Raw genomic sequence first — 20033 nt, forward strand, 5'->3', positions numbered from 1 at the left:
AATTGAAGTTTTGATTATGAAAAAATTTGCACTTATTGGTGCTGCTGGTTATATCGCACCACGTCATTTAAAAGCTATTAAAGAAACTGGTAATACCTTAGCAGTTGCTATGGACGTAAATGACTCGGTTGGGATTATGGATAGCCATTTTCCAGAAGCTGAGTTTTTTACCGAGTTTGAAGAATTTGAAGCTTATGTAGAAGACCAAAAACTAAAAGGTGAAAAGTTAGATTACGTAGCGATCTGTTCACCGAACTATCTACATGCTCCGCATATGAAATATGCTTTGAAAAATGGCATTGAGGTCATTTGCGAAAAACCATTGGTGCTTAATTCAGAAGACTTAAATATGCTTTCTGAATATGAAAAGCAATATGGTGCTAAAGTAAACTCAATTTTACAATTACGCCTTCATCCCTCAATTATTGCTTTGCGTGATAAAGTTCAAGCTGCACCAGCAGACAGAGTATTTGACGTAGACCTTACCTATCTTACATCTCGTGGTAAATGGTATCTAAAATCATGGAAAGGGGTAGATAATAAATCAGGTGGTGTAGCAACTAATATTGGCGTACATTTTTACGACATGTTGCATTTTATTTTTGGCAAAATTGTTAAAAATGAAGTGCATTTCCGTGATGAGAAAACCGCTTCGGGTTATTTAGAATATGAGCGTGCGCGTGTACGTTGGTTCTTGTCAATTGATGCGAATAACCTACCAGAGAATGCTGTACAAGGTGAAAAGCTGACTTATCGTAGTATTACCATTGAAAATGAAGAGCTTGAGTTTTCAGGTGGCTTTACCGATTTACATACACAGAGTTACCAGCGTGTATTGGAAGGTAAAGGTTATGGAGTTGAAGAAAACCGTGCAGCGATTGAGACGGTTGAAGTGATTCGCGTTTCTCCAATTGTTGAAAACCCAGAAAATCCACATCCACTATTGGCAAAGGTGAAAAAAGCATGAGCTTTTATCAACATGAAACAGCCATAGTCGATGATGGTGCACAAATTGGTGAGGACTCCCGTGTTTGGCATTTTGTTCATGTCTGCGGTGGAGCCAAAATCGGTAAAGGCGTATCTTTAGGCCAAAATGTATTTGTGGGTAACCGCGTTGTAATTGGTGATCACTGTAAAGTCCAAAATAATGTATCGGTTTACGATAATGTATTTTTGGAAGAGGGTGTTTTTTGTGGCCCAAGCATGGTCTTTACAAATGTATATAACCCGCGTTCTCTCATAGAGCGTAAAGACCAATACCGAGATACCTTGGTGAAAAAGGGCGCTACGCTAGGCGCAAACTGTACTATTGTCTGCGGTGTTACCATTGGTGCTTATGCTTTTGTTGGGGCTGGTGCTGTAGTGAATAAAGATGTACCAGCTTATGCGTTGATGGTGGGTGTACCGGCTAAACAGATTGGGTGGATGAGTGAATTCGGTGAACAGCTTGATTTACCTTTACAGGGGCAAGCTCAAGTAACCTGTTCACATACAGGAGCAGTTTATCAACTCGATGGAACGACACTAACAAAGCAAGGTTAATATGATTGACTTTATTGATTTAAAAAAACAGCAAAATCGAATTAAAGATAAAATTGATGCTGGTATTCAAAATGTATTGACACATGGACAATATATTTTAGGCCCAGAAGTAATTGAGCTAGAAGAAAAGCTTGCTGCTTATGTGGGTGCTAAATATTGTATTACTTGCGCCAATGGAACAGATGCCTTGCAAATTGCACAAATGGCATTTGGTATTGGGCTAGGTGATGAAGTGATTACTCCGGGTTTCACTTATATTGCTACTGCTGAAACAGTTGCACTCTTAGGTGCAAAACCTGTCTATGTCGATGTAAATCCGAAGACTTATAATTTAGACGTTGAAAAACTAGAGGCAGCAATTACACCTCGGACCAAGGCTATTATTCCTGTAAGTTTATATGGTCAGTGTGCAGACTTTGATGCAATCAATGTAATTGCGGAAAAATATGGTATTCCTGTTATTGAGGATGCAGCTCAAAGCTTTGGGGCAACCTATAAAGGTCGTAAAAGCTGTAACCTAAGTACTGTTGCTTGCACGAGTTTCTTCCCAAGCAAACCATTAGGTTGTTATGGTGACGGTGGTGCCATTTTTACCAATGATGATGAACTAGCTAAAGTGATTCGTCAGATTGCACGTCATGGCCAAGATAAGCGTTATCACCATATTCGTGTGGGTGTGAACAGCCGCTTAGATACCTTACAAGCAGCTATTTTGTTACCAAAATTAGAAATTTTGGATGATGAAATTCAAGCACGTCAAAAAGTAGCTGAAATTTATAATCAATTATTTAGTCAAGCAGGTATTAATACTACCCCATTTATTGAGTCATATAATACGAGTGCCTGGGCACAGTATACGATTCAGATTGATAACCGTGCAGAAGTACAAGAGAAATTAAAAGCTCAAGGTATTCCAACAGCTGTGCATTATCCTATTCCACTTAATAAGCAACCTGCTGTAGCGGATAGTGAGATTCATCTCCCTATTGGAGATGCGGTTGCTGAAAAAGTAATGAGTTTACCTATGCATCCTTATTTACAAGAAAGACAACAAATTGAGATAGTAGAGGCTTTAGGATTATGAAAGTTTTAGTAACAGGAGGGGCTGGTTTTATTGGTTCTGCCGTTATTAGGCACATTATCAATAATACGCTGAACCAAGTATTAAATATTGATAAGCTTACTTACGCTGGAAACTTGGAGTCTTTGTCGGAAATAGACCAGTCAGATCGATATGAATTTCAACAAATAGATATATGTGATGAATTGGCGTTAACAAATGCTTTTGAGCAATTCCAGCCAGATTTTGTAATGCATTTGGCTGCTGAGTCGCATGTTGATCGTTCAATTGATGGACCTGCAGCATTTATCCAGACAAATATTGTAGGCACTTATGTTCTATTAGAAGTGGCGAGAAAATATTGGAATAGTTTGGAATCTACAAAAAAAGATAAATTCCGCTTCCATCATATTTCTACAGATGAAGTATATGGTGACTTGGAGGGGACAGATGACTTATTCACCGAAACAACGTCTTATGCGCCGAGTTCTCCTTATTCCGCTAGTAAAGCTAGTTCAGACCATTTGGTGAGAGCTTGGCAAAGAACTTATGGTTTTCCAACGCTAGTAACCAATTGTTCTAATAATTATGGTCCTTATCATTTTCCTGAAAAATTAATTCCTTTAATTATATTAAATGCTCTAGATAAAAAACCATTACCAGTATATGGCGATGGAAACCAAATTCGTGATTGGCTTTATGTAGAAGATCATGCCAGAGCTTTATATACTGTTTTAACAGAAGGAGAAGTTGGAGAAACTTATAATATTGGTGGGCATAATGAGAAGAAAAATATTGAAGTAGTTAGAACAATTTGTTCACTTTTAGATGAGTTGCAGCCATTAGACAATCAACAATCTTATGAATCTTTAATTACATTTGTAAAAGATCGCCCAGGGCATGATTTAAGGTATGCAATTGATGCGACAAAAATCAAGAATGACTTGAAGTGGTTGCCACAGGAAACATTTGAAACTGGTATTCGGAAAACTGTTTTATGGTATCTAAATAATCTGGACTGGTGCCGAAGAGTACAAGATGGCAGTTACCAACGAGAACGATTGGGGGAGAATGTATAATGAAAACAACAAAAGGTATAGTTTTAGCGGGTGGTTCAGGTACACGTTTATACCCCATTACAAAGGGTGTATCTAAACAACTGTTACCCATATATGATAAACCGATGGTTTATTATCCGATTTCAGTATTAATGCTAGCAGGTATTAATGAAATTCTTATTATTAGTACACCAGAAGATATTGATGGATTTAAACGTCTATTAGGGGACGGCTCACAGTTTGGGATAAAACTAGATTATGCCATCCAGCCTAGTCCAGATGGATTAGCTCAGGCTTTTATAATTGGCGAAGAGTTTATTGGTGACAGTAATGTTTGTTTAGTTTTAGGCGATAATATTTTTTATGGTCAAGGCTTTACTCCAATGCTCCGTCAAGCGGTTTCACGTCAAAAGGGTGCTACAGTATTTGGTTATCAGGTAAAAGATCCAGAGCGTTTTGGTGTAGTTGAGTTTGATGGACAAAAACGTGCTATTTCGCTTGAAGAAAAACCAAAACAGCCAAAATCTAATTTCGCTGTTACTGGTCTGTATTTTTATGATAATGAGGTTATTGAAATCGCAAAGCAGGTAAAACCATCTGAACGCGGTGAATTAGAAATTACTACAGTTAACCAAATATATTTGGAACGTGGCGAACTTAATGTAGAGCTTTTAGGCAGAGGCTTTGCGTGGTTAGACACAGGTACACATAGTAGCTTGCTAGAGGCGGCTCAATTTGTTGAAACAATTGAAAAAAGGCAAGGTTATAAAGTAGCTTGTCTTGAGGAAATTGCTCTAAATAATGGCTGGTTATCTAAACAGAAAGTGTTAGAAATTGGTCAGAGTATGAGTAAAAATGATTATGGTCAGTATTTAATTTCTTTGGTTGTTGAAATATGAAAGAGCCAATTTATGTAACTCAACCATTATTACCTGATTTAAAAGATTTTACTCCTTATCTGGAACAAATCTGGAAAAATAAAGTTTTAACGAATTGTGGTCCACTGCATCAACAACTTGAGCAAAAGCTTTGTGAATATTTAGATGTTCCCTATATATCTTTATTTAACAATGGAACCATCGCTTTAGTTACCGCGATACAGGCTTTAGGGCTTGATAAAGGTGAGGTAATTACTACTCCTTACTCATTTATTGCAACTGCTCATTCAATTGTATGGAATAATTTAACTCCTATTTTTGTTGATATTGATGACAAAACTTCTAATATTGATCCTTCTGCTGTTGAAGCAGCTATAACTGATAAGACTGTGGCGATATTACCTGTTCATTGTTATGGAATTCCTTGCAATGTTGAAGAGCTACAATCAATAGCAGATAAATATAAACTTAAATTATTATATGATGCAGCTCATGCTTTTGGAGTTAAATATAACGGTACAAGTTTACTTAATTATGGTGATTTAAGCGTATTAAGCTTTCATGCTACTAAAGTTTTTAATACTTTTGAAGGTGGAGCTATTGTTTGTAAAGACTTTGCAACTAAACAAAAAATTGATCGATTAAAAAATTTTGGTATTGTCGATGAGACCAATGTTGAGGATATTTCATTAAATGGTAAGTTAAGTGAAGTTCATTCTGCTTTAGGACTTTTACAACTTAAGACTATTGATGAAACTCTACAAGCAAGAAAGAAAGTTGATGAACTTTATCGTAGTTTGCTAAATGATGTGAAAGGAATAAAATGTTTTCCACGAATCTATGTAGATATAGATAATTATTCATATTTTCCAATAGTTGTTGAAGATGAATATAAATTATCTCGTGATGAATTGTTTACTTTTCTGAAAGAGAATAATGTATTTGCACGTAAGTATTTCTATCCTCTAATTACTCAATTTAAACCTTATCAAAAGTTTGAGACTTTAACTCCTAAAGCTAAATATCTATCGGAGCATGTATTGTGTTTACCTATGTATCCACATTTAACAGTTGAATTATGTGAATATGTAGTCAATTTAATAAAAGATGTTAATTCATAAAAAAATGAAAGATCTTATTATTATTGGTGCTGGTGGGCACGGAAAAGAAATAGCTTGGTTGGCTAAACGTTGCGGTCGATTAATCAGAGGTTTTTTAGATAATACCCCTGAGAAACAGGGAAGTAATATCTCTGGTATTCCTGTTTTAGGGATGTTAGATCAATGTACTCGATTTGAAGATTGTGAATTTATAGTTGCTATTGGTTCTCCACGAGCAAGAAAGAAAATTGTTGAAAGTTTCTTTCATAAAAAAAATCTTGCTTTTGCTACGCTAATTGATCCTACAGCAATTATTGGAGAAAATATTTGCATCCAAGAAGGAACAATGATTTGTGCTGGAAGTATTTTAACGATAGACGTTCAAATAGGGAGCCATTGTATTATAAACACGAATGCGGTTTTGTCTCATGGGGCAACAATAGGAGATTACGTTACAGTAGCGCCTAATGCTTCTGTATCTGGTGATGTGCACCTAGAGTCTTTAGTTGAGATAGGAGCTAATGCTTCGATCAAAGAAAAGACCCTAATACAGAGTGGAGCTATGATTGGTATGGGTTCTGTTGTTACTAAAAATGTTTTAACAAATCAAGTTTTAGTTGGAAACCCTGCTAAATTTTTAAAATCTCTATATTAATAACGGTGAAAGATGAGTAATAATATCTTACATTTATGTGTGGATGACTCTTTTACAGATATTGCGTTGCAATATTTTGAAAAAGCTTCACCTCAGAATAATATAGTTGTTAAATTTGGTGGTAATAGACTTAAAAAATTTGAAGGTAAATGTTTTTACATTAATAAAAAAGATGAACTCTTAAATGTAATTGATCAGCTTGATTATAATTTGATTGTAGTACATGCTCTCAATAGTATTTGGTTTGATATTATTGAAAAAAAACCAGCTCACATTAAAGTAATATGGATAGGTTGGGGGTATGATTATTATGATTTATTTCCTCAACAAATTCTTTTAAAAGAGACACAAGCTTGTGTTAATTCGCTTTTAATGCAAAAAGGTTTTATTAAGTTTATATATTATAAGACTTGTAAGCCAATATTATCTGTTTATAGAAATATTCAAAAGAAAAAAATTATTAGGAAAATAGATTATTTTGCCCCTGTTCTGGAGAGTGAATATGTTTTATTTGAAAAATTATTTAATAATCAAAAAATACCGAAATATTTAGATTTTAACTATGGTGTTCTTGAACATGATTTTATAAAGGGATTTGAGAATAGGCAGGTTTCTGATAATGATATTCTTTTAGGCAATAGTTCATCTGCTACATGTAATCATATAGAAGCCATAAAATTCTTAAGTGGAATTAATTTAAAAGATAAGTCTGTAGTTTGTCCATTGAGCTATGGAGACTTAAAATATCAAAAAAAAATACGTTCAATTGGTGAAAGTTATTTAAAAACTAATTTTACTCCATTATTACAGCTTTTACCTATTGAGGAATATATTTCAATGGTTCTAAGCTGCGGTAATGTTATTATGAATCATGTGCGTCAACAAGCTGTTGGCAATATTATTTTAATGTTATATCTAGGGGCCAAAATTTATCTAAGAAAAGAAAATCCGGTCTATAGTTTTCTTAAAGAAAATAATTTTACGGTATATCTTGTTGAGGATATATTAATTAATCCAGAAATTTTAGATAAAAAATTAACTATAGATGAGGTCGAATCTAATAGAAGGAAGTTAAAATTATTTTGGAGTGAAGAAGTTATTATGGCAAAAACAAAAAAAATAATTTCTTTAGCTACGAAGTAAGAGGTTCTATTTTGTTAAAAAAAGTTATGGCCTATGCAGTGGGTCCAATTGGTTCAGGACTTATAGGTTTAATTACCTTACCAATGATTACATGGTTCTACTCTGTAGAAGATGTCGGCCGTATTTCAATGCTCCAAGTCTGTACCAGTTTTTTTATACTACTGTTTTGTTTGGGCTTAGATCAAGCGTATGTTCGTGAGTATCATGAAGTAGAGAATAAATTTCTATTATTTAAAGTAGTACTTTGGCCAGGCTTAATACTTGGTTCTATCTCTCTTTTTGTAGTAACTTTATATGACACATCTATTGTCTCTAAATTATTGTATGGTATTTCAAGTATATATTTAAGCCTACTAAGTATTATTTGTTTTTTTGTTGCCTTAATTGCCCGTTTTCTTTCCCTTATCCTGCGAATGCAAGAAAAAGCTCTGGCTTTTTCTATGAGCCAGTTGCTGCCTAAAATACTTTTTTTGGTGTTTGTACTCAGTGTCGTCTGGTTTAATTTTGACAAAAATAGTTATACGCTTTTGACGGCAAATGCCTTGTCATTAATAGCTGCTTTTTTTGTATATGTATGGAATACACGACAAGACTGGATACCAGCAATAAAAGTTAAATTTGATTGGCAACAGTTTAAAGTGAGTTTAGCTTTTGGATTACCCTTAGTTGTAGGTGGATTAGCATCTTGGGGCTTAAATGTAATGGACAGGCTATTTTTACGTAGTATGTCAACTTATGCAGAGTTGGGTGTCTATTCTGTTGCAATGAGCATTGCTGCTGTTGCAACTCTTATTTCAGGTATTTTTAATACTATTTGGTCTCCCATGGTTTTTAAATGGATTAGTGAAGGGAATGTCGATTATAAAAAAATTGATGATATTTCAGAATATGTTCTCGCTGCCATCTATTTTGTCGTAGTTCTTGCAGGCTTGTTTTCATGGGTACTACCATTTTTATTGCCTAAGACTTATGTAGAGATTCAATTTTTAATGTGTATCTGCTTGTTAGGGCCGTTATTTTTTACCTTATCGGAAACAACGGCGATAGGGATCACAATTGCGCGTAAAACAAAATTCTCTATGCTAGCTTCTATTTTGGCGATGTTAGTCAGTTTAGTAAGTAATTATATTTTAGTACCTTTGTATGGTGCTAGTGGGGCTGCTATATCGACTGCTTTGGCTTTTTGGTGTTTCTATCTATTTAGAACTGAACTTTCTAAAAAAGTTTGGAGAGATTTCGTTACCAAGAAAGCCTATGTTGTTACAGCTTTGTTGATGGTTTTGTCTATAATCAATGTTTTTGCTCCATTTGAGATTTATATACGAATAGGGATGTGGCTTTTTGCATTATTCTTTGGTTTTTATTTGTTTAAAAACATAAAGTTAAAATCTTTATTGCAGTTGGGTTAAATTTTAAAGTTCTAGTGGTTCTGTTAGAGAGCGGTGTTATGAAAATTCTGACTGTATTAGGTACCAGACGTCAGTTTATTAAGGCTTTTGTGCTATGAAAAAGTTACTAATTGTTGGATTACCTTTTTTCCCGCATAAATATCAGTATTTATTAGATTCATATAAAGATATAGACGTTAATGCTAAGGTGTTGTTAAATGCCGAAAGAAATAATAATGATTCCTCTATTAATGAAGAATTTTATTATGCAGGAACAAATAAATTTAAACGAGTATATACTTATTTAACTGTATTATATAAATTTCGCCCTAAAAATATTGATTGTTATGATTATTCTATATTATCAATCTTCTATATATTAGTTGCTAGATTGTTAGGCATTAATGTTAGATTTTGGCTTATTGGTGGGGAGCTTGTTGGCGACAAACAAGATGCAAATAATAATTCTTTATTTTTGCGCATTATTATTAATGCGAAGATGCATTTGTCAAGGCTTTGCTTGGTATTCACGAATACTATTTATGCAAAAGAACACCATCATATAAGAACAATAAAAGATATAAACCCTAAATTGTTGGATAAAATTGAAAAAATATATAACTGTGTTCCGGTCTTAGAGATTAACCCTGCCCTAGTTAATAAAGAAAGAAAAACTTTTATATATGCTAATGCTGTAATTGAGGGTAGACATGTTATGTCTTTGGTAGAGGCTTTGGCTGATTTAAGAGATGATCATGTGGAATACTCGGCGGCCATATATGGATTTAATTCCATTTCAAATAATGTTTATGCTCCACGAGGTACCCCATATTCTGAAAAAACATTGAAATTATATAATGAGCTAAAATTAAATGATTTTGTTGATGTTTATGGGTTTGTTAAAAATATTAAAGATATAATGAAAGATTATAAATTTTTTATTTTACCTGCAGATGTAATATTAGCTAATTATGCCTTGCTTGAAGCAATGTCTTTTGGTCTTGTACCAATTATTTATCCAGGTGATGGTTATGAAGTTATAATAGAAGACGGTGTGAATGGTATTGTCGCTACGGATTTTGATTTAGCTAAAGCTATGATGCGTGCACTATCCCTTTCTCAAACTGAGTATGTAAAGATGTCTGATGCTGCTCATCTTAAGATTAAAAAAGACTTCTCACTTGATTTATGGAAAGAAAAACTTTCTAAACATCTATATTAGTTATTGAGCTTTGATACATTATGAAGATTCTATCAGTATTTGGTACCCGTCCAGAAGCTATTAAAATGGCTCCCTTAGTTAAAGCGTTAGCTGCAGATGATTATTTTGAATCTCGAGTTGCTGTAACTGCCCAGCACCGAGAAATGCTTGATCAAGTTTTAAAACTGTTTGAAATTCAACCTGATTATGATTTGAATTTAATGAGAGCTGGACAAGATTTGTATGATGTTACAGCGGGTGCTTTGCTAGGTCTCCGTGATGTACTTAAAGATTTTCGCCCAGACTTAATTTTAGTACATGGAGATACAACAACTACTCTATCAGCATCCTTAGCTGCTTTTTATCAGCAAATTCCTGTTGGACATGTAGAAGCTGGTTTACGTACAGGCAATATGTATTCACCATGGCCAGAAGAGGCAAATCGTGTATTAACGGGACGATTAGCTGCACTTCATTTTGCTCCTACAGAGCGAAATCAAAAAGCTTTATTACATGAAGATATATCTTTAGAAAAAATTAAAATTACAGGAAATACTGTAATAGATGCTTTGCAGTGGGTAGTAAAGAAAATAGAAAACTCTAGTGAAATGAAGATCTCTATTCGTTCAATTCTAGAACAAGCAGGTTTAAAAGATACAATTATAGATAAACGCTATGTTCTAATTACTGGGCATCGACGAGAAAATTTTGGAGAAGGGTTCGAGAATATTTGTAAAGCTTTATCTTCACTTGCTAAGGTGAACCCTGAAACTCATTTTATTTATCCAGTTCATCTTAATCCGAATGTACAAGAACCTGTGAAGCGATTATTAGGTGGTTTGAATAATGTTCATCTCATTGCTCCATTAAGTTATGAGCCTTTTGTTTATCTGATGCAGCATGCTTATTTAGTACTTACAGATAGTGGGGGAGTACAAGAAGAAGCACCAGGACTTGGTAAGCCAGTTTTAGTTATGCGTGATACAACAGAGCGTCCAGAAGCTGTTGATGCTGGTACAGTAAAATTGGTGGGAACACACTATCAGGCCATTACCTTGGCTGTCCAAGAATTATTAGATGATCCTAAAATTTATCAGCAAATGTCTCGTGCAAATAATCCATATGGAGATGGTTTGGCGAGCCAGAGAATAATTGATTTTATTAAGGAAAATTTTTAATGGTACCTTATTTTACCTTATTATTTGCCATCATGTTTGGTACTCTATTTGATGGTAAAAAAATAGATAAAATTTTCTTCTTTATTTTAAGCTTATGGATGTTGATATTCTCTGCTTTTAGGGTAGGAGGAACTGGTACAGGTGACTATGATGCTTATTTACGATTATATTCAACAACGGATACCTTTGAAAAGGTAATAAATCCTGAGATACATGCAGAAATTGGCTTTCGACTACTTTCTTTTTTAGGTCATTCTTTGGGTCTTGGTGAGCAATATATTATTGTCGCCATGGCTACTTTAGCATTAATTCCAGTTACATATATAATTTATAAATACTCACCTTATAAAATATTATCTTTATTAATTTGGATGCCATATTTTTTAGCAATGAATATGCAAACAAGTCGTACTTCTGTTGCAGCGGCTTTTGGTTTGCTTTTTATGATTCTTTATTATAAAAAAAGATGGCTTATAGCATTATTAGCTTTGGTGATTGCCGCTTCATTTCACTCTTCAGCTTTAATATTGGTTTTAGTATTTTTAGCTAGAGTGAGTTTGAAAAAATTATTTTATGCCACAATCATTGCTTTTGCAATGTTAGTCTTTGTTTCTCCCTTTCAAATTTTGCTAAAAATATTCGAAATTTTACATTTAACTAGATTGTCAGATTTTCTATTAAGTTATCTTGCTTCAGATGATTATGGATATCCTATGGCTATATATGATCCTCGTATTATATTAGCTATGGGAGTGGTCTTTTTGATCTTTAAGTGTCAACAGCATATTCCTAAATATTTTGATATGTATTATTGCAAATTATATATAATTGGTGCCTTGCTGATGGTTATTTTTTCACACGTTGTAATTATGGCTTGGCGTGTTAGTTATTTATTTTTGCTTATAAGTGTAGTTACTATTCCATGGTTGGCTAAAGTATACAACCTTTTAATAGAGAAAAATATGGGATCAAAAAGGGTAATGTCTTCGGTATTTATTTTTCTCTATTTTTTATATACCGCATCTTTAATTTTAAAAGCTCAACCTTATGCATTTTTTTGGTAGAAAATAGAGATGAAAAAAATTTTGCTAATAGATACAACTTGGCCAATTAATTCTAGAACTGAGCGATTTAAAAATTCTTTTAAGAAATACTTTAAAGTTATTGTAGTTGCTTGGAATCGAGGTTCAGTAGGGGTCAAAGAAGAATTAGAAGGAACTTATATTTTAGATACGAATATAGGTTATGGAAATCAATTAAAAAAATTATTAAAACTTCCTCTTTTTTTTATTCATATTTATTCAGTTTGTAAGAAAGAAAAACCAAATGTTTTTTTTGCAAGTCATTGGGACTCATTAATTTGTGCCGTGCTGTTAAAGCTCATTTGGAATTGGAAAGTAAAGATAATCTATGACTGTTTAGATTTACCTACTTTATCAAATAATATAATAAGAAAAATAATTATTTATATTGAGAAAATATGTTTAAAGTTCGTAAACTTGACAATTTTTGCTTCACGACACTTTAAACCTCTTTATTCAAAAAAAGTAAAGTCTTATATCTTTGAAAATTATCCATCGACAGAATTGCTTAATAGTACATCAACTGAACCAGATTGGATAAAGCGTTATGATGATAAAATTCCTAAAGGCTCTAAAAATGTAGCGTGGATTGGAGTGGTTCGGTATTTGGATATTATTGAAAATATATTATTAGCGATAAAAGATACAAATATTTGTTTCTTTGTCTTTGGCGACGGTCCGGATCTTGATAAATTAGTAAAGGCTGTTAACTTTTATAAATTGGAAAAGCAGGTTTTCTTTTTTGGAAGATATAAGCCTTCTGATCTTAAATATATTTATGAAAAGTCGGATTTAGTTTGGGCGGCTTATCCTACAAATGATTTCAATGCTGTTTATGCAATTTCTAATAAGTATTTTGAATGCTCTTTCTTTGAAAAAAGAATTGTTTTATCTAAGAAGACAAAAATGGCTGAGGATTTACAAGATAATTCTAGTGTTATTATTGTTGATGAATACTCACCTAATGATATTAAAGAGAAATTAAAGTCTAATACTACAGTTTTTTTTAATAAATATAGTAAATATGAAAATGACATGACCTGGGAGGATCAAGAAGATAAGCTTATTGATTCTATAAAAAAGTATTGTAATTTTTTAATTAAATGAAATTTATTAAGTTTAAATTCCATTTAAGTTTGTTTCTTAGGTTTTATATGAATGCTATGTACCATTATCTATGTTTATCAGGATATTAATTAATGAAATTTTCTGTACTAATTTCCATTTATTTTAAAGAGCAGCCAGATCACTTTAATGCGTGTATGGAAAGTATTTGGAATAATCAAACAGTGAAACCTTCTGAAATTATCATGGTAGAAGATGGCCCATTAACTCCTGAGTTAGATCTAATAATTAAATATTGGGAAGAGAAATTAAAAGATATTTTAAAAGTTACTAAACTTGCTAAAAATGTAGGTACAGGTAAAGCAAAAAATATTGGTCTAAAGCAATGCACTAATGAAATAGTTTGTATTGTGGATACTGATGATATCAGTGTTCCGGATCGTTTTGAAAAGCAAATTAAAATTTTATCAAATGATCCTGAATTAGTAATTTTAGGTGGTCAAATTATAGAGTTTATTGATGATATCTCTTCACCTTCTGGTATGCGAAATGTTCCATTGACAAATTTAGAGCTTCGCCAATACGCAAAAAAACAAAGTCCTTTTAATAATATGACAATTGCTTATAGAAAATCGAAGATTTTAGAGGTAGGTGGATATCAACACCATTTATGGATGGAAGACTACAATCTCTTTTTGCGTGTGATTGCCAAAGAGTATAAGGTTCAGAATGTACAAGATGTATTGGTCTATGCTCGTATCGATAATGGTATGCATGGACGCCGTAAAGGTTTCCAATATATTAAAAGTGAAAAACAGTTACTAGATTTAAAAAAACAACTAAAGTTACAAAATCCTCTATATGCTAACATGCTGTTTCTGGTACGGTCTGCGTTTAGACTGCTACCAGCAAATTTATTGGGTAAAATTTATAATACCTTTCTTCGTAAAGATATTAAAAAATGAGTGAATGAAAATATGAAGCGTTTAGTAGACATAGTCATTTCTTTAATAGCTTTAACTGTGCTGTCGCCAATATTTCTGATTGTTGCTTATAAGGTTCGTAAAAATTTAGGGTCACCCATATTCTTTTATCAAGAAAGACCAGGAAAGGACGGAAAATTATTTAAAATGATTAAGTTCCGTTCAATGAAAGATGCTTTTGATGCAGAAGGAAACCCATTGCCAGATGAGGCACGTATTACCCCATTTGGTCAGAAATTGCGCTCTACAAGCTTAGATGAAATGCCTCAGCTCATTAATGTACTGAAAGGTGACATGAGTGTAGTTGGACCTCGTCCAATGCTTAAAGACTTTGTTGCATTATATTCACCAGAGCAGGCACGTCGTTTAGAAGTGCGTCCTGGAATGACTGGTTTGGCTCAGGTAAGTGGCCGTAATGAACTAGATTATGAGGAACGATTTAAATGTGATGTTTGGTATGTCGATAATCACAATGTTTGGGTCGACTTTAAAATTATGTTTAAAACAGTCAAAGTGATGACTAAGCGTGAAGGCATTAATGCACCAGGGCATGTTGGACCTTCTTTGTTTAAAGGCAATAATACCCAAGAAAATATCGACTCGTCTGTAAAGTAAATTTTATATCTTGAAAACTACCGTATGATCAAAAAAGCAGTTTTACCAGTAGCTGGTTTAGGTACACGTTTTTTACCAGCAAGTAAGTCAATTCCAAAAGAAATGGTAACAGTTGTTGACCGTCCAGCTATTGAATATGTAGTGCGTGAAGCAGTTGATGCTGGAATAGAGCAGATTATTTTGGTGACTCACTCTTCAAAAGCATCGATTGAAAATTATTTTGATCGAAACTTTGAATTAGAAACTACATTAGAGCAAAAAAAGAAATTTGATTTACTTGCAGAAATTACACAAATTGTTCCACCCCATGTGAGTGTTGTAAGTGTAAGACAACCTCAGCCTTTAGGGTTAGGGCATGCGGTTTTATGTGCAAAGAGTATTGTTGGTCAAGATGATTTTGCTGTGTTATTACCAGATGTTTTGGTGAAAGACGACTCGGGCCGAAATGATTTATCTCGTATGATTGCACGTTATAATGCAATTCAAGCTGCACAGATTATGGTAGAAGCAATACCTGATAACCTTGTGGATCAATACGGGATTGTAGATGTAGCACATAGCCCTAATGAGGGTGAAAGTATTGCTATGCAAGGCATTGTTGAAAAACCTGCTGTTGGCTCTGCACCTTCTAATCTTTCTGTAGTTGGTCGCTACGTTTTGCCTGCAAAAATTATGCAACTTTTGGAAAACACGCCAAAAGGTGCAGGTAATGAAATTCAGTTAACAGATGCGATTGCGATGTTACAAGAAACAGATATTGTTGAAGCCTATCGTATGCAAGGCCAAACTTTTGACTGCGGTAGTAAGCTTGGTTATTTAAAAGCTGTATTACATTATGGAGTTCAACATCCTAAATTAGGGTCAGAATTTAAACAGTTAATTCAAGAACTTAAGTTGTAGTATTGTGTAGTTCTACTTAAGTATTTGTAAAAACTGCTGAATATAATAAACAATCAATATATTCTCTTCCCTTACCGGGAAGAGAAATCTATAGAATATTAAAAAATCAGGTGTGCAATGAAAATCGCAGTGTTTGGAACCACCTTACACGCTGGTGTAATGGCAGCATTACTAGCTGAATATGGCAATCAGATTTATTGGTGCACAAGTGTCACCTGCGAAGAAAATATTTCTGTACTTTCCTATCAAGATCAAGAAGTTAATAATTATTTAAATAAGCAAAGAAGATCGGGTTTTCTACAAGAAAGTCCTTTTTCTGCTATTCCTCTTGATGTTGAGGTTTATTTATTCTGTTTTAGCCCCACACAAATGCAACTTGCTTTAAATACGGTTGAGAAGTTAAGCCAACGTCCTATTGTTCATCCTAGATTAATGGTAAATGGTTCTACGTTTGGTTTACATGGAACTGATCAGTTGAAACAATATTTACCAAAAGATGAGTGGGTCTATTTCCCTGATGTAATTCAAGAGGGAAATGCCATTAACAGTGTGCTGAATGTAAAACATGTCATTGTTGGTGTTGAGTCCAACCATGCGCGGGATACAATGCAAGAGCTGTTACGTCCATTCTTTCGTTTTAGCTATCAATACTTATTCATGCCGATCTTGGACGCTGAATTTACCAAACTTAGTATTTCTGGCATGTTGGCAACCCGCATTAGTTATATGAATGACTTAGCTATGGTAGCAGAGAAACTCGGTATTGATATTGCTAATGTAAAACATGGTATTGCGGCAGATACACGTATTGGAGCGGCTTATTTATCGGCTGGAGTCGGTTTTGGCGGTGAAAATTTTTCGCATGATATTTTAACCCTTTCGAGTACTGTTTCTGAAACTGGGGCGAAAAGTCGACTGTTAGAGCAGGTATGGGCGATTAACGAACAACAAAAAGAAATTTTATTCCGTAAGCTGTGGAATTACTATCATTGTAATTTGAATGGTAAAACCGTGGCTATTTGGGGTGCATCCTTCAAAGAAAATACCTCAAGCATACATAACTCGCCAATTCATATTTTATTAGCTGCATTGTGGGCGCAAGGTGTAACGGTACGTTTGCATGATGCTCAAGCATTAGATGAAATTGCCGCTACATATGGTGACCGTAAGGATTTAATACTGTGTACTGATCAATATGAGGCTGCTCGAGGTGCACATGCCTTATGTTTGGTTACCGCATGGAAACAGTACTGGAGTCCTGACTTTAAGCAGTTACAACAATTGATGCAACATCCTTTAATTTTGGATGGGCGTAATATTTATGACCCAGCATATGTAAAGGCTAAAGGCTTTGCTTATGAAGGAGTAGGTCGTTTATGAGTAAATCTATCGAGAAATTTCCTAAAGAGTTGGTTTCACCTTTACTAAAATTACAGGCGATGGGTGAGAAAAATTCAAAGTTACATATAAAAGAATTGTTCGCTTCAGAACCGGATCGCTTTCAACAATATTCTATAAAATTTGATCCATTAGTTTTTGATTATAGTAAGCATCGTGTTACGAAAGACATTTTGGAACAATTGATTGCTCTTGCGAAAACTAAACAATTAAATCAATGGATAGAGCGTCTTTTTTCACAAGACAAAGTAAATTGTACAGAGCAACGTGCAGCAATGCATTGGGCACTACGTTTGCCAGTTGACTATTCGAAGTTTCCAGAGTTAACGACTCAAGTCCATAGCCAGTTAGAACGTATGTATGCCTTAGTAGAAAAAATCCATGCAGGGCAATATCGTGGTGCTACTGGTGAAGTGATCCAAGATGTTGTCAATATTGGAGTGGGGGGGTCTGATTTAGGACCACAAATGGTGACCCATGCGTTATCTGATTTTAAGGTGAAAACGGCTAAACCTTTAAATGTTCACTTTGTATCGACCATGGATGGTAGTCAGTTATCGGAATTACTCCACCAACTTCGTCCAGAAACTACACTATTTATTATTTCTTCAAAATCTTTTGGAACGATTGATACTTTATCAAATGCCCAAACCGTACGTCAGTGGCTTGAAAAAACTTTGGGAACACATGCCCGAGTTTTAAAAAGTCATTTTGTTGGAGTATCAACAAAAGCAGATAAAATGACTGAATGGGGGATTGCCCCAGAAAATCAATTACTGCTTTGGGACTGGGTAGGTGGCCGTTACTCATTGTGGTCATGCATTGGTTTACCTATTGCGTTGAGTATCGGGGTTGAAGGTTTTCAACAAGTCTTAGCTGGTGCTCATGCAATAGATGAACATTTTCAAAATACAAGTTATGAGCAAAATATTCCTGTTTTAATGGGATTATTAGGCGTTTGGAACAATAATTTTTTAAATATTCAAACACATGCCGTATTGCCTTATGATGGTCGATTAAAGTATTTCGCTGCTTATTTACAGCAGCTTGAAATGGAATCTAATGGTAAATCGGTACAACGTGACGGTCAAGAAGTCGAACTCGATACGTGCCCAATTGTATGGGGTGAAGTTGGACCAAATGCTCAACATGCCTTCTATCAGTTATTACACCAGGGAACTCAAGCAGTCAGCTGTGACTTTATTGCCCCAGTCCAACGCTATAACGCTGACCATTTTACCTATGTTGAAAATGCAGACGCTTTAGTCGAACAGCATCATCTTGCGTTATCGAACTGTCTGGCCCAATCAAGATTATTGGCCTTTGGTAATGAAGCTTTAGACTCAACTGAATTAGAAAAACTGCCGATTTACAAGCAATATGAAGGTAACCAACCAAGTTCGACCCTATTATTGAAAGAGTTAAATCCATATAGTTTGGGAATGTTAATTGCTTTATATGAGCATAAAGTTTTTGTGCAGTCTGTAATTTGGAATATTAACCCGTTTGATCAATGGGGTGTCGAAAAAGGTAAACAGATTGCTGATCAGCTATTACCTATTTTAAATGGGGTTCAAAATGATCTTTCATCATTAGATGCCTCAACACGTGGATTAATTAAAATATTATTAGGAAAAGTAGATGGCTAAAATCCTAGTTATTGGTGGTGCTGGTTATATTGGTTCACATACCTGTGTAGAGCTTTTAAATGCTGGTCATGAAGTTATTGTTTTTGACAATCTATCAAACAGTTCTGAAGAGTCGTTAACGAGAGTCCAAGATATCACACAAAAGAGTTTAGCTTTTGTTAAAGGTGATATTCGTAATGCAAATGAACTTGATCGCGTGTTTCAAGATCATTCAATTAATGCTGTAATTCACTTCGCAGGCTTAAAGGCAGTAGGTGAAAGTCAAGAAAAACCGCTGATTTATTTTGATAATAATATTGCTGGTAGTATTCAACTCGTTAAGTCGATGGAAAAAGCAGGTGTGTATACGCTTGTGTTTAGCTCTTCTGCGACAGTATATGACGAGGCCAATATATCTCCATTAAATGAAGATATGCCAACAGGTATGCCAAGTAATAACTATGGCTATACTAAACTGATTGTTGAGCAATTGCTGCAAAAACTGTCAAATTCAGATTCTAAATGGTCGATAGCTTTACTACGCTATTTTAACCCAGTGGGTGCCCATAAAAGTGGCCGTATTGGTGAAGACCCACAAGGTATTCCAAATAATTTAATGCCTTATGTGACTCAAGTTGCTGTAGGTCGCCGTGAAAAGCTATCTATTTATGGTAACGACTACAATACTGTAGACGGGACTGGGGTACGTGACTATATCCATGTCGTCGATTTAGCGAATGCACATTTATGTGCTCTAAATAATCGATTAGAAGCGACAGGTTGCCGTGCATGGAATATTGGTACAGGTAATGGTTCATCGGTTTTGCAAGTAAAAAATACATTTGAGCAAGTTAACGGTGTGCCTGTTGCTTTTGAATTTGCGCCACGTCGAGCAGGCGATGTAGCAACATCTTTTGCCGATAACGCTCGCGCAGTTGCGGAGCTAGGTTGGCAGCCGCAATATGGTTTAGAGGATATGCTTAAAGATAGTTGGAATTGGCAAAAGCAGAATCCAACAGGTTATATGAAATAATTTAATTTATAGTGCTTAAGCTTAATCAGTAGTAATAAAGAGTTAACTAGATTAATTTTTTATTACTACTATTTTTTAGTCTTATATAAATTCAAGCTTTTGCTCAAAGAATGGATTTTAAATTAG

General features: G+C 34.4%; 19 protein-coding genes. All 19 read left to right on the forward strand.

Annotated elements, in window-relative coordinates; genetic code table 11:
• The first annotated feature begins 16 nt into the window (after positions 1 to 16).
• The 19 genes from RMB06_RS07315 (at position 17) to galE (ending at position 19907) form a co-directional block, all read left to right on the forward strand.
• Positions 17 to 967: a Gfo/Idh/MocA family oxidoreductase gene (locus tag RMB06_RS07315; RefSeq protein WP_311078969.1), complete on the forward strand. Its 951-nt coding sequence runs from the start codon at positions 17 to 19 to the stop codon at positions 965 to 967.
• Entirely contained in the window at positions 964 to 1542 is a 579-nt protein-coding gene (gene wbpD / locus RMB06_RS07320) for a UDP-2-acetamido-3-amino-2,3-dideoxy-D-glucuronate N-acetyltransferase (RefSeq protein WP_311078970.1), read from the forward strand. The genes RMB06_RS07315 and wbpD overlap by 4 nt, the downstream gene beginning before the upstream one ends.
• A 1-nt stretch (position 1543) precedes the next feature.
• Positions 1544 to 2626, forward strand: a complete 1083-nt coding sequence (locus RMB06_RS07325; RefSeq protein ID WP_311078971.1) for a DegT/DnrJ/EryC1/StrS family aminotransferase — start codon at positions 1544 to 1546, stop codon at positions 2624 to 2626.
• Positions 2623 to 3681, forward strand: a complete 1059-nt coding sequence (gene rfbB, locus RMB06_RS07330) for a dTDP-glucose 4,6-dehydratase (RefSeq protein WP_311078972.1) — start codon at positions 2623 to 2625, stop codon at positions 3679 to 3681. Before RMB06_RS07325 ends, rfbB begins: the two co-directional genes overlap by 4 nt.
• The gene (rfbA, locus tag RMB06_RS07335; protein ID WP_311078973.1) at positions 3681 to 4559 is read left to right on the forward strand and encodes a glucose-1-phosphate thymidylyltransferase RfbA; all 879 of its coding nucleotides are present in this window, start codon (positions 3681 to 3683) and stop codon (positions 4557 to 4559) included. Before rfbB ends, rfbA begins: the two co-directional genes overlap by 1 nt.
• Positions 4556 to 5659, forward strand: coding sequence for a DegT/DnrJ/EryC1/StrS family aminotransferase (locus RMB06_RS07340; protein WP_311078974.1), 1104 nt, complete (start codon positions 4556 to 4558; stop codon positions 5657 to 5659). The genes rfbA and RMB06_RS07340 overlap by 4 nt, the downstream gene beginning before the upstream one ends.
• Before the next feature lie 4 nt (positions 5660 to 5663).
• A complete protein-coding gene (locus RMB06_RS07345) occupies positions 5664 to 6293 on the forward strand; it encodes an acetyltransferase (RefSeq protein WP_311078975.1) in 630 nt (209 codons plus the stop codon).
• A gap of 12 nt (positions 6294 to 6305) precedes the next feature.
• The gene (locus tag RMB06_RS07350) at positions 6306 to 7436 is read left to right on the forward strand and encodes a TDP-N-acetylfucosamine:lipid II N-acetylfucosaminyltransferase (RefSeq protein ID WP_311078976.1); all 1131 of its coding nucleotides are present in this window, start codon (positions 6306 to 6308) and stop codon (positions 7434 to 7436) included.
• Between the two features lie 8 nt (positions 7437 to 7444).
• Positions 7445 to 8845, forward strand: a complete 1401-nt coding sequence (locus RMB06_RS07355; RefSeq protein WP_311079032.1) for an oligosaccharide flippase family protein — start codon at positions 7445 to 7447, stop codon at positions 8843 to 8845.
• A gap of 94 nt (positions 8846 to 8939) precedes the next feature.
• Complete coding sequence (locus RMB06_RS07360; RefSeq protein ID WP_311078977.1) at positions 8940 to 10046, forward strand: glycosyltransferase; 1107 nt, start codon at positions 8940 to 8942, stop codon at positions 10044 to 10046.
• A 20-nt stretch (positions 10047 to 10066) separates the two neighbouring features.
• Positions 10067 to 11203: a non-hydrolyzing UDP-N-acetylglucosamine 2-epimerase gene (gene wecB, locus RMB06_RS07365; protein ID WP_014208051.1), complete on the forward strand. Its 1137-nt coding sequence runs from the start codon at positions 10067 to 10069 to the stop codon at positions 11201 to 11203.
• Positions 11203 to 12267 (forward strand): EpsG family protein, encoded by a 1065-nt coding sequence (locus RMB06_RS07370; RefSeq protein ID WP_311078978.1) that lies wholly within the window; start codon positions 11203 to 11205, stop codon positions 12265 to 12267. The genes wecB and RMB06_RS07370 overlap by 1 nt, the downstream gene beginning before the upstream one ends.
• A gap of 9 nt (positions 12268 to 12276) precedes the next feature.
• Positions 12277 to 13392 (forward strand): glycosyltransferase, encoded by a 1116-nt coding sequence (locus RMB06_RS07375; protein ID WP_311078979.1) that lies wholly within the window; start codon positions 12277 to 12279, stop codon positions 13390 to 13392.
• A gap of 92 nt (positions 13393 to 13484) precedes the next feature.
• Entirely contained in the window at positions 13485 to 14315 is an 831-nt protein-coding gene (locus RMB06_RS07380) for a glycosyltransferase (protein WP_311078980.1), read from the forward strand.
• 12 nt (positions 14316 to 14327) lie between these two features.
• Positions 14328 to 14948, forward strand: a complete 621-nt coding sequence (locus tag RMB06_RS07385; protein ID WP_311078981.1) for a sugar transferase — start codon at positions 14328 to 14330, stop codon at positions 14946 to 14948.
• Between the two features lie 24 nt (positions 14949 to 14972).
• On the forward strand, positions 14973 to 15848 hold the full coding sequence (galU, locus tag RMB06_RS07390; protein WP_311078982.1) for a UTP--glucose-1-phosphate uridylyltransferase GalU: 876 nt from the start codon (positions 14973 to 14975) through the stop codon (positions 15846 to 15848).
• 117 nt (positions 15849 to 15965) lie between these two features.
• Positions 15966 to 17228: a nucleotide sugar dehydrogenase gene (locus RMB06_RS07395; protein ID WP_311078983.1), complete on the forward strand. Its 1263-nt coding sequence runs from the start codon at positions 15966 to 15968 to the stop codon at positions 17226 to 17228.
• A complete protein-coding gene (gene pgi, locus RMB06_RS07400; protein ID WP_311078984.1) occupies positions 17225 to 18895 on the forward strand; it encodes a glucose-6-phosphate isomerase in 1671 nt (556 codons plus the stop codon). Before RMB06_RS07395 ends, pgi begins: the two co-directional genes overlap by 4 nt.
• Positions 18888 to 19907 (forward strand): UDP-glucose 4-epimerase GalE, encoded by a 1020-nt coding sequence (gene galE, locus RMB06_RS07405; RefSeq protein ID WP_311078985.1) that lies wholly within the window; start codon positions 18888 to 18890, stop codon positions 19905 to 19907. Before pgi ends, galE begins: the two co-directional genes overlap by 8 nt.
• The last annotated feature ends 126 nt before the right edge of the window (positions 19908 to 20033 follow it).

Origin of the sequence: Acinetobacter sp. V104_13 (assembly GCF_031798995.1) — a bacterium.
Lineage (GTDB): Bacteria > Pseudomonadota > Gammaproteobacteria > Pseudomonadales > Moraxellaceae > Acinetobacter > Acinetobacter pittii.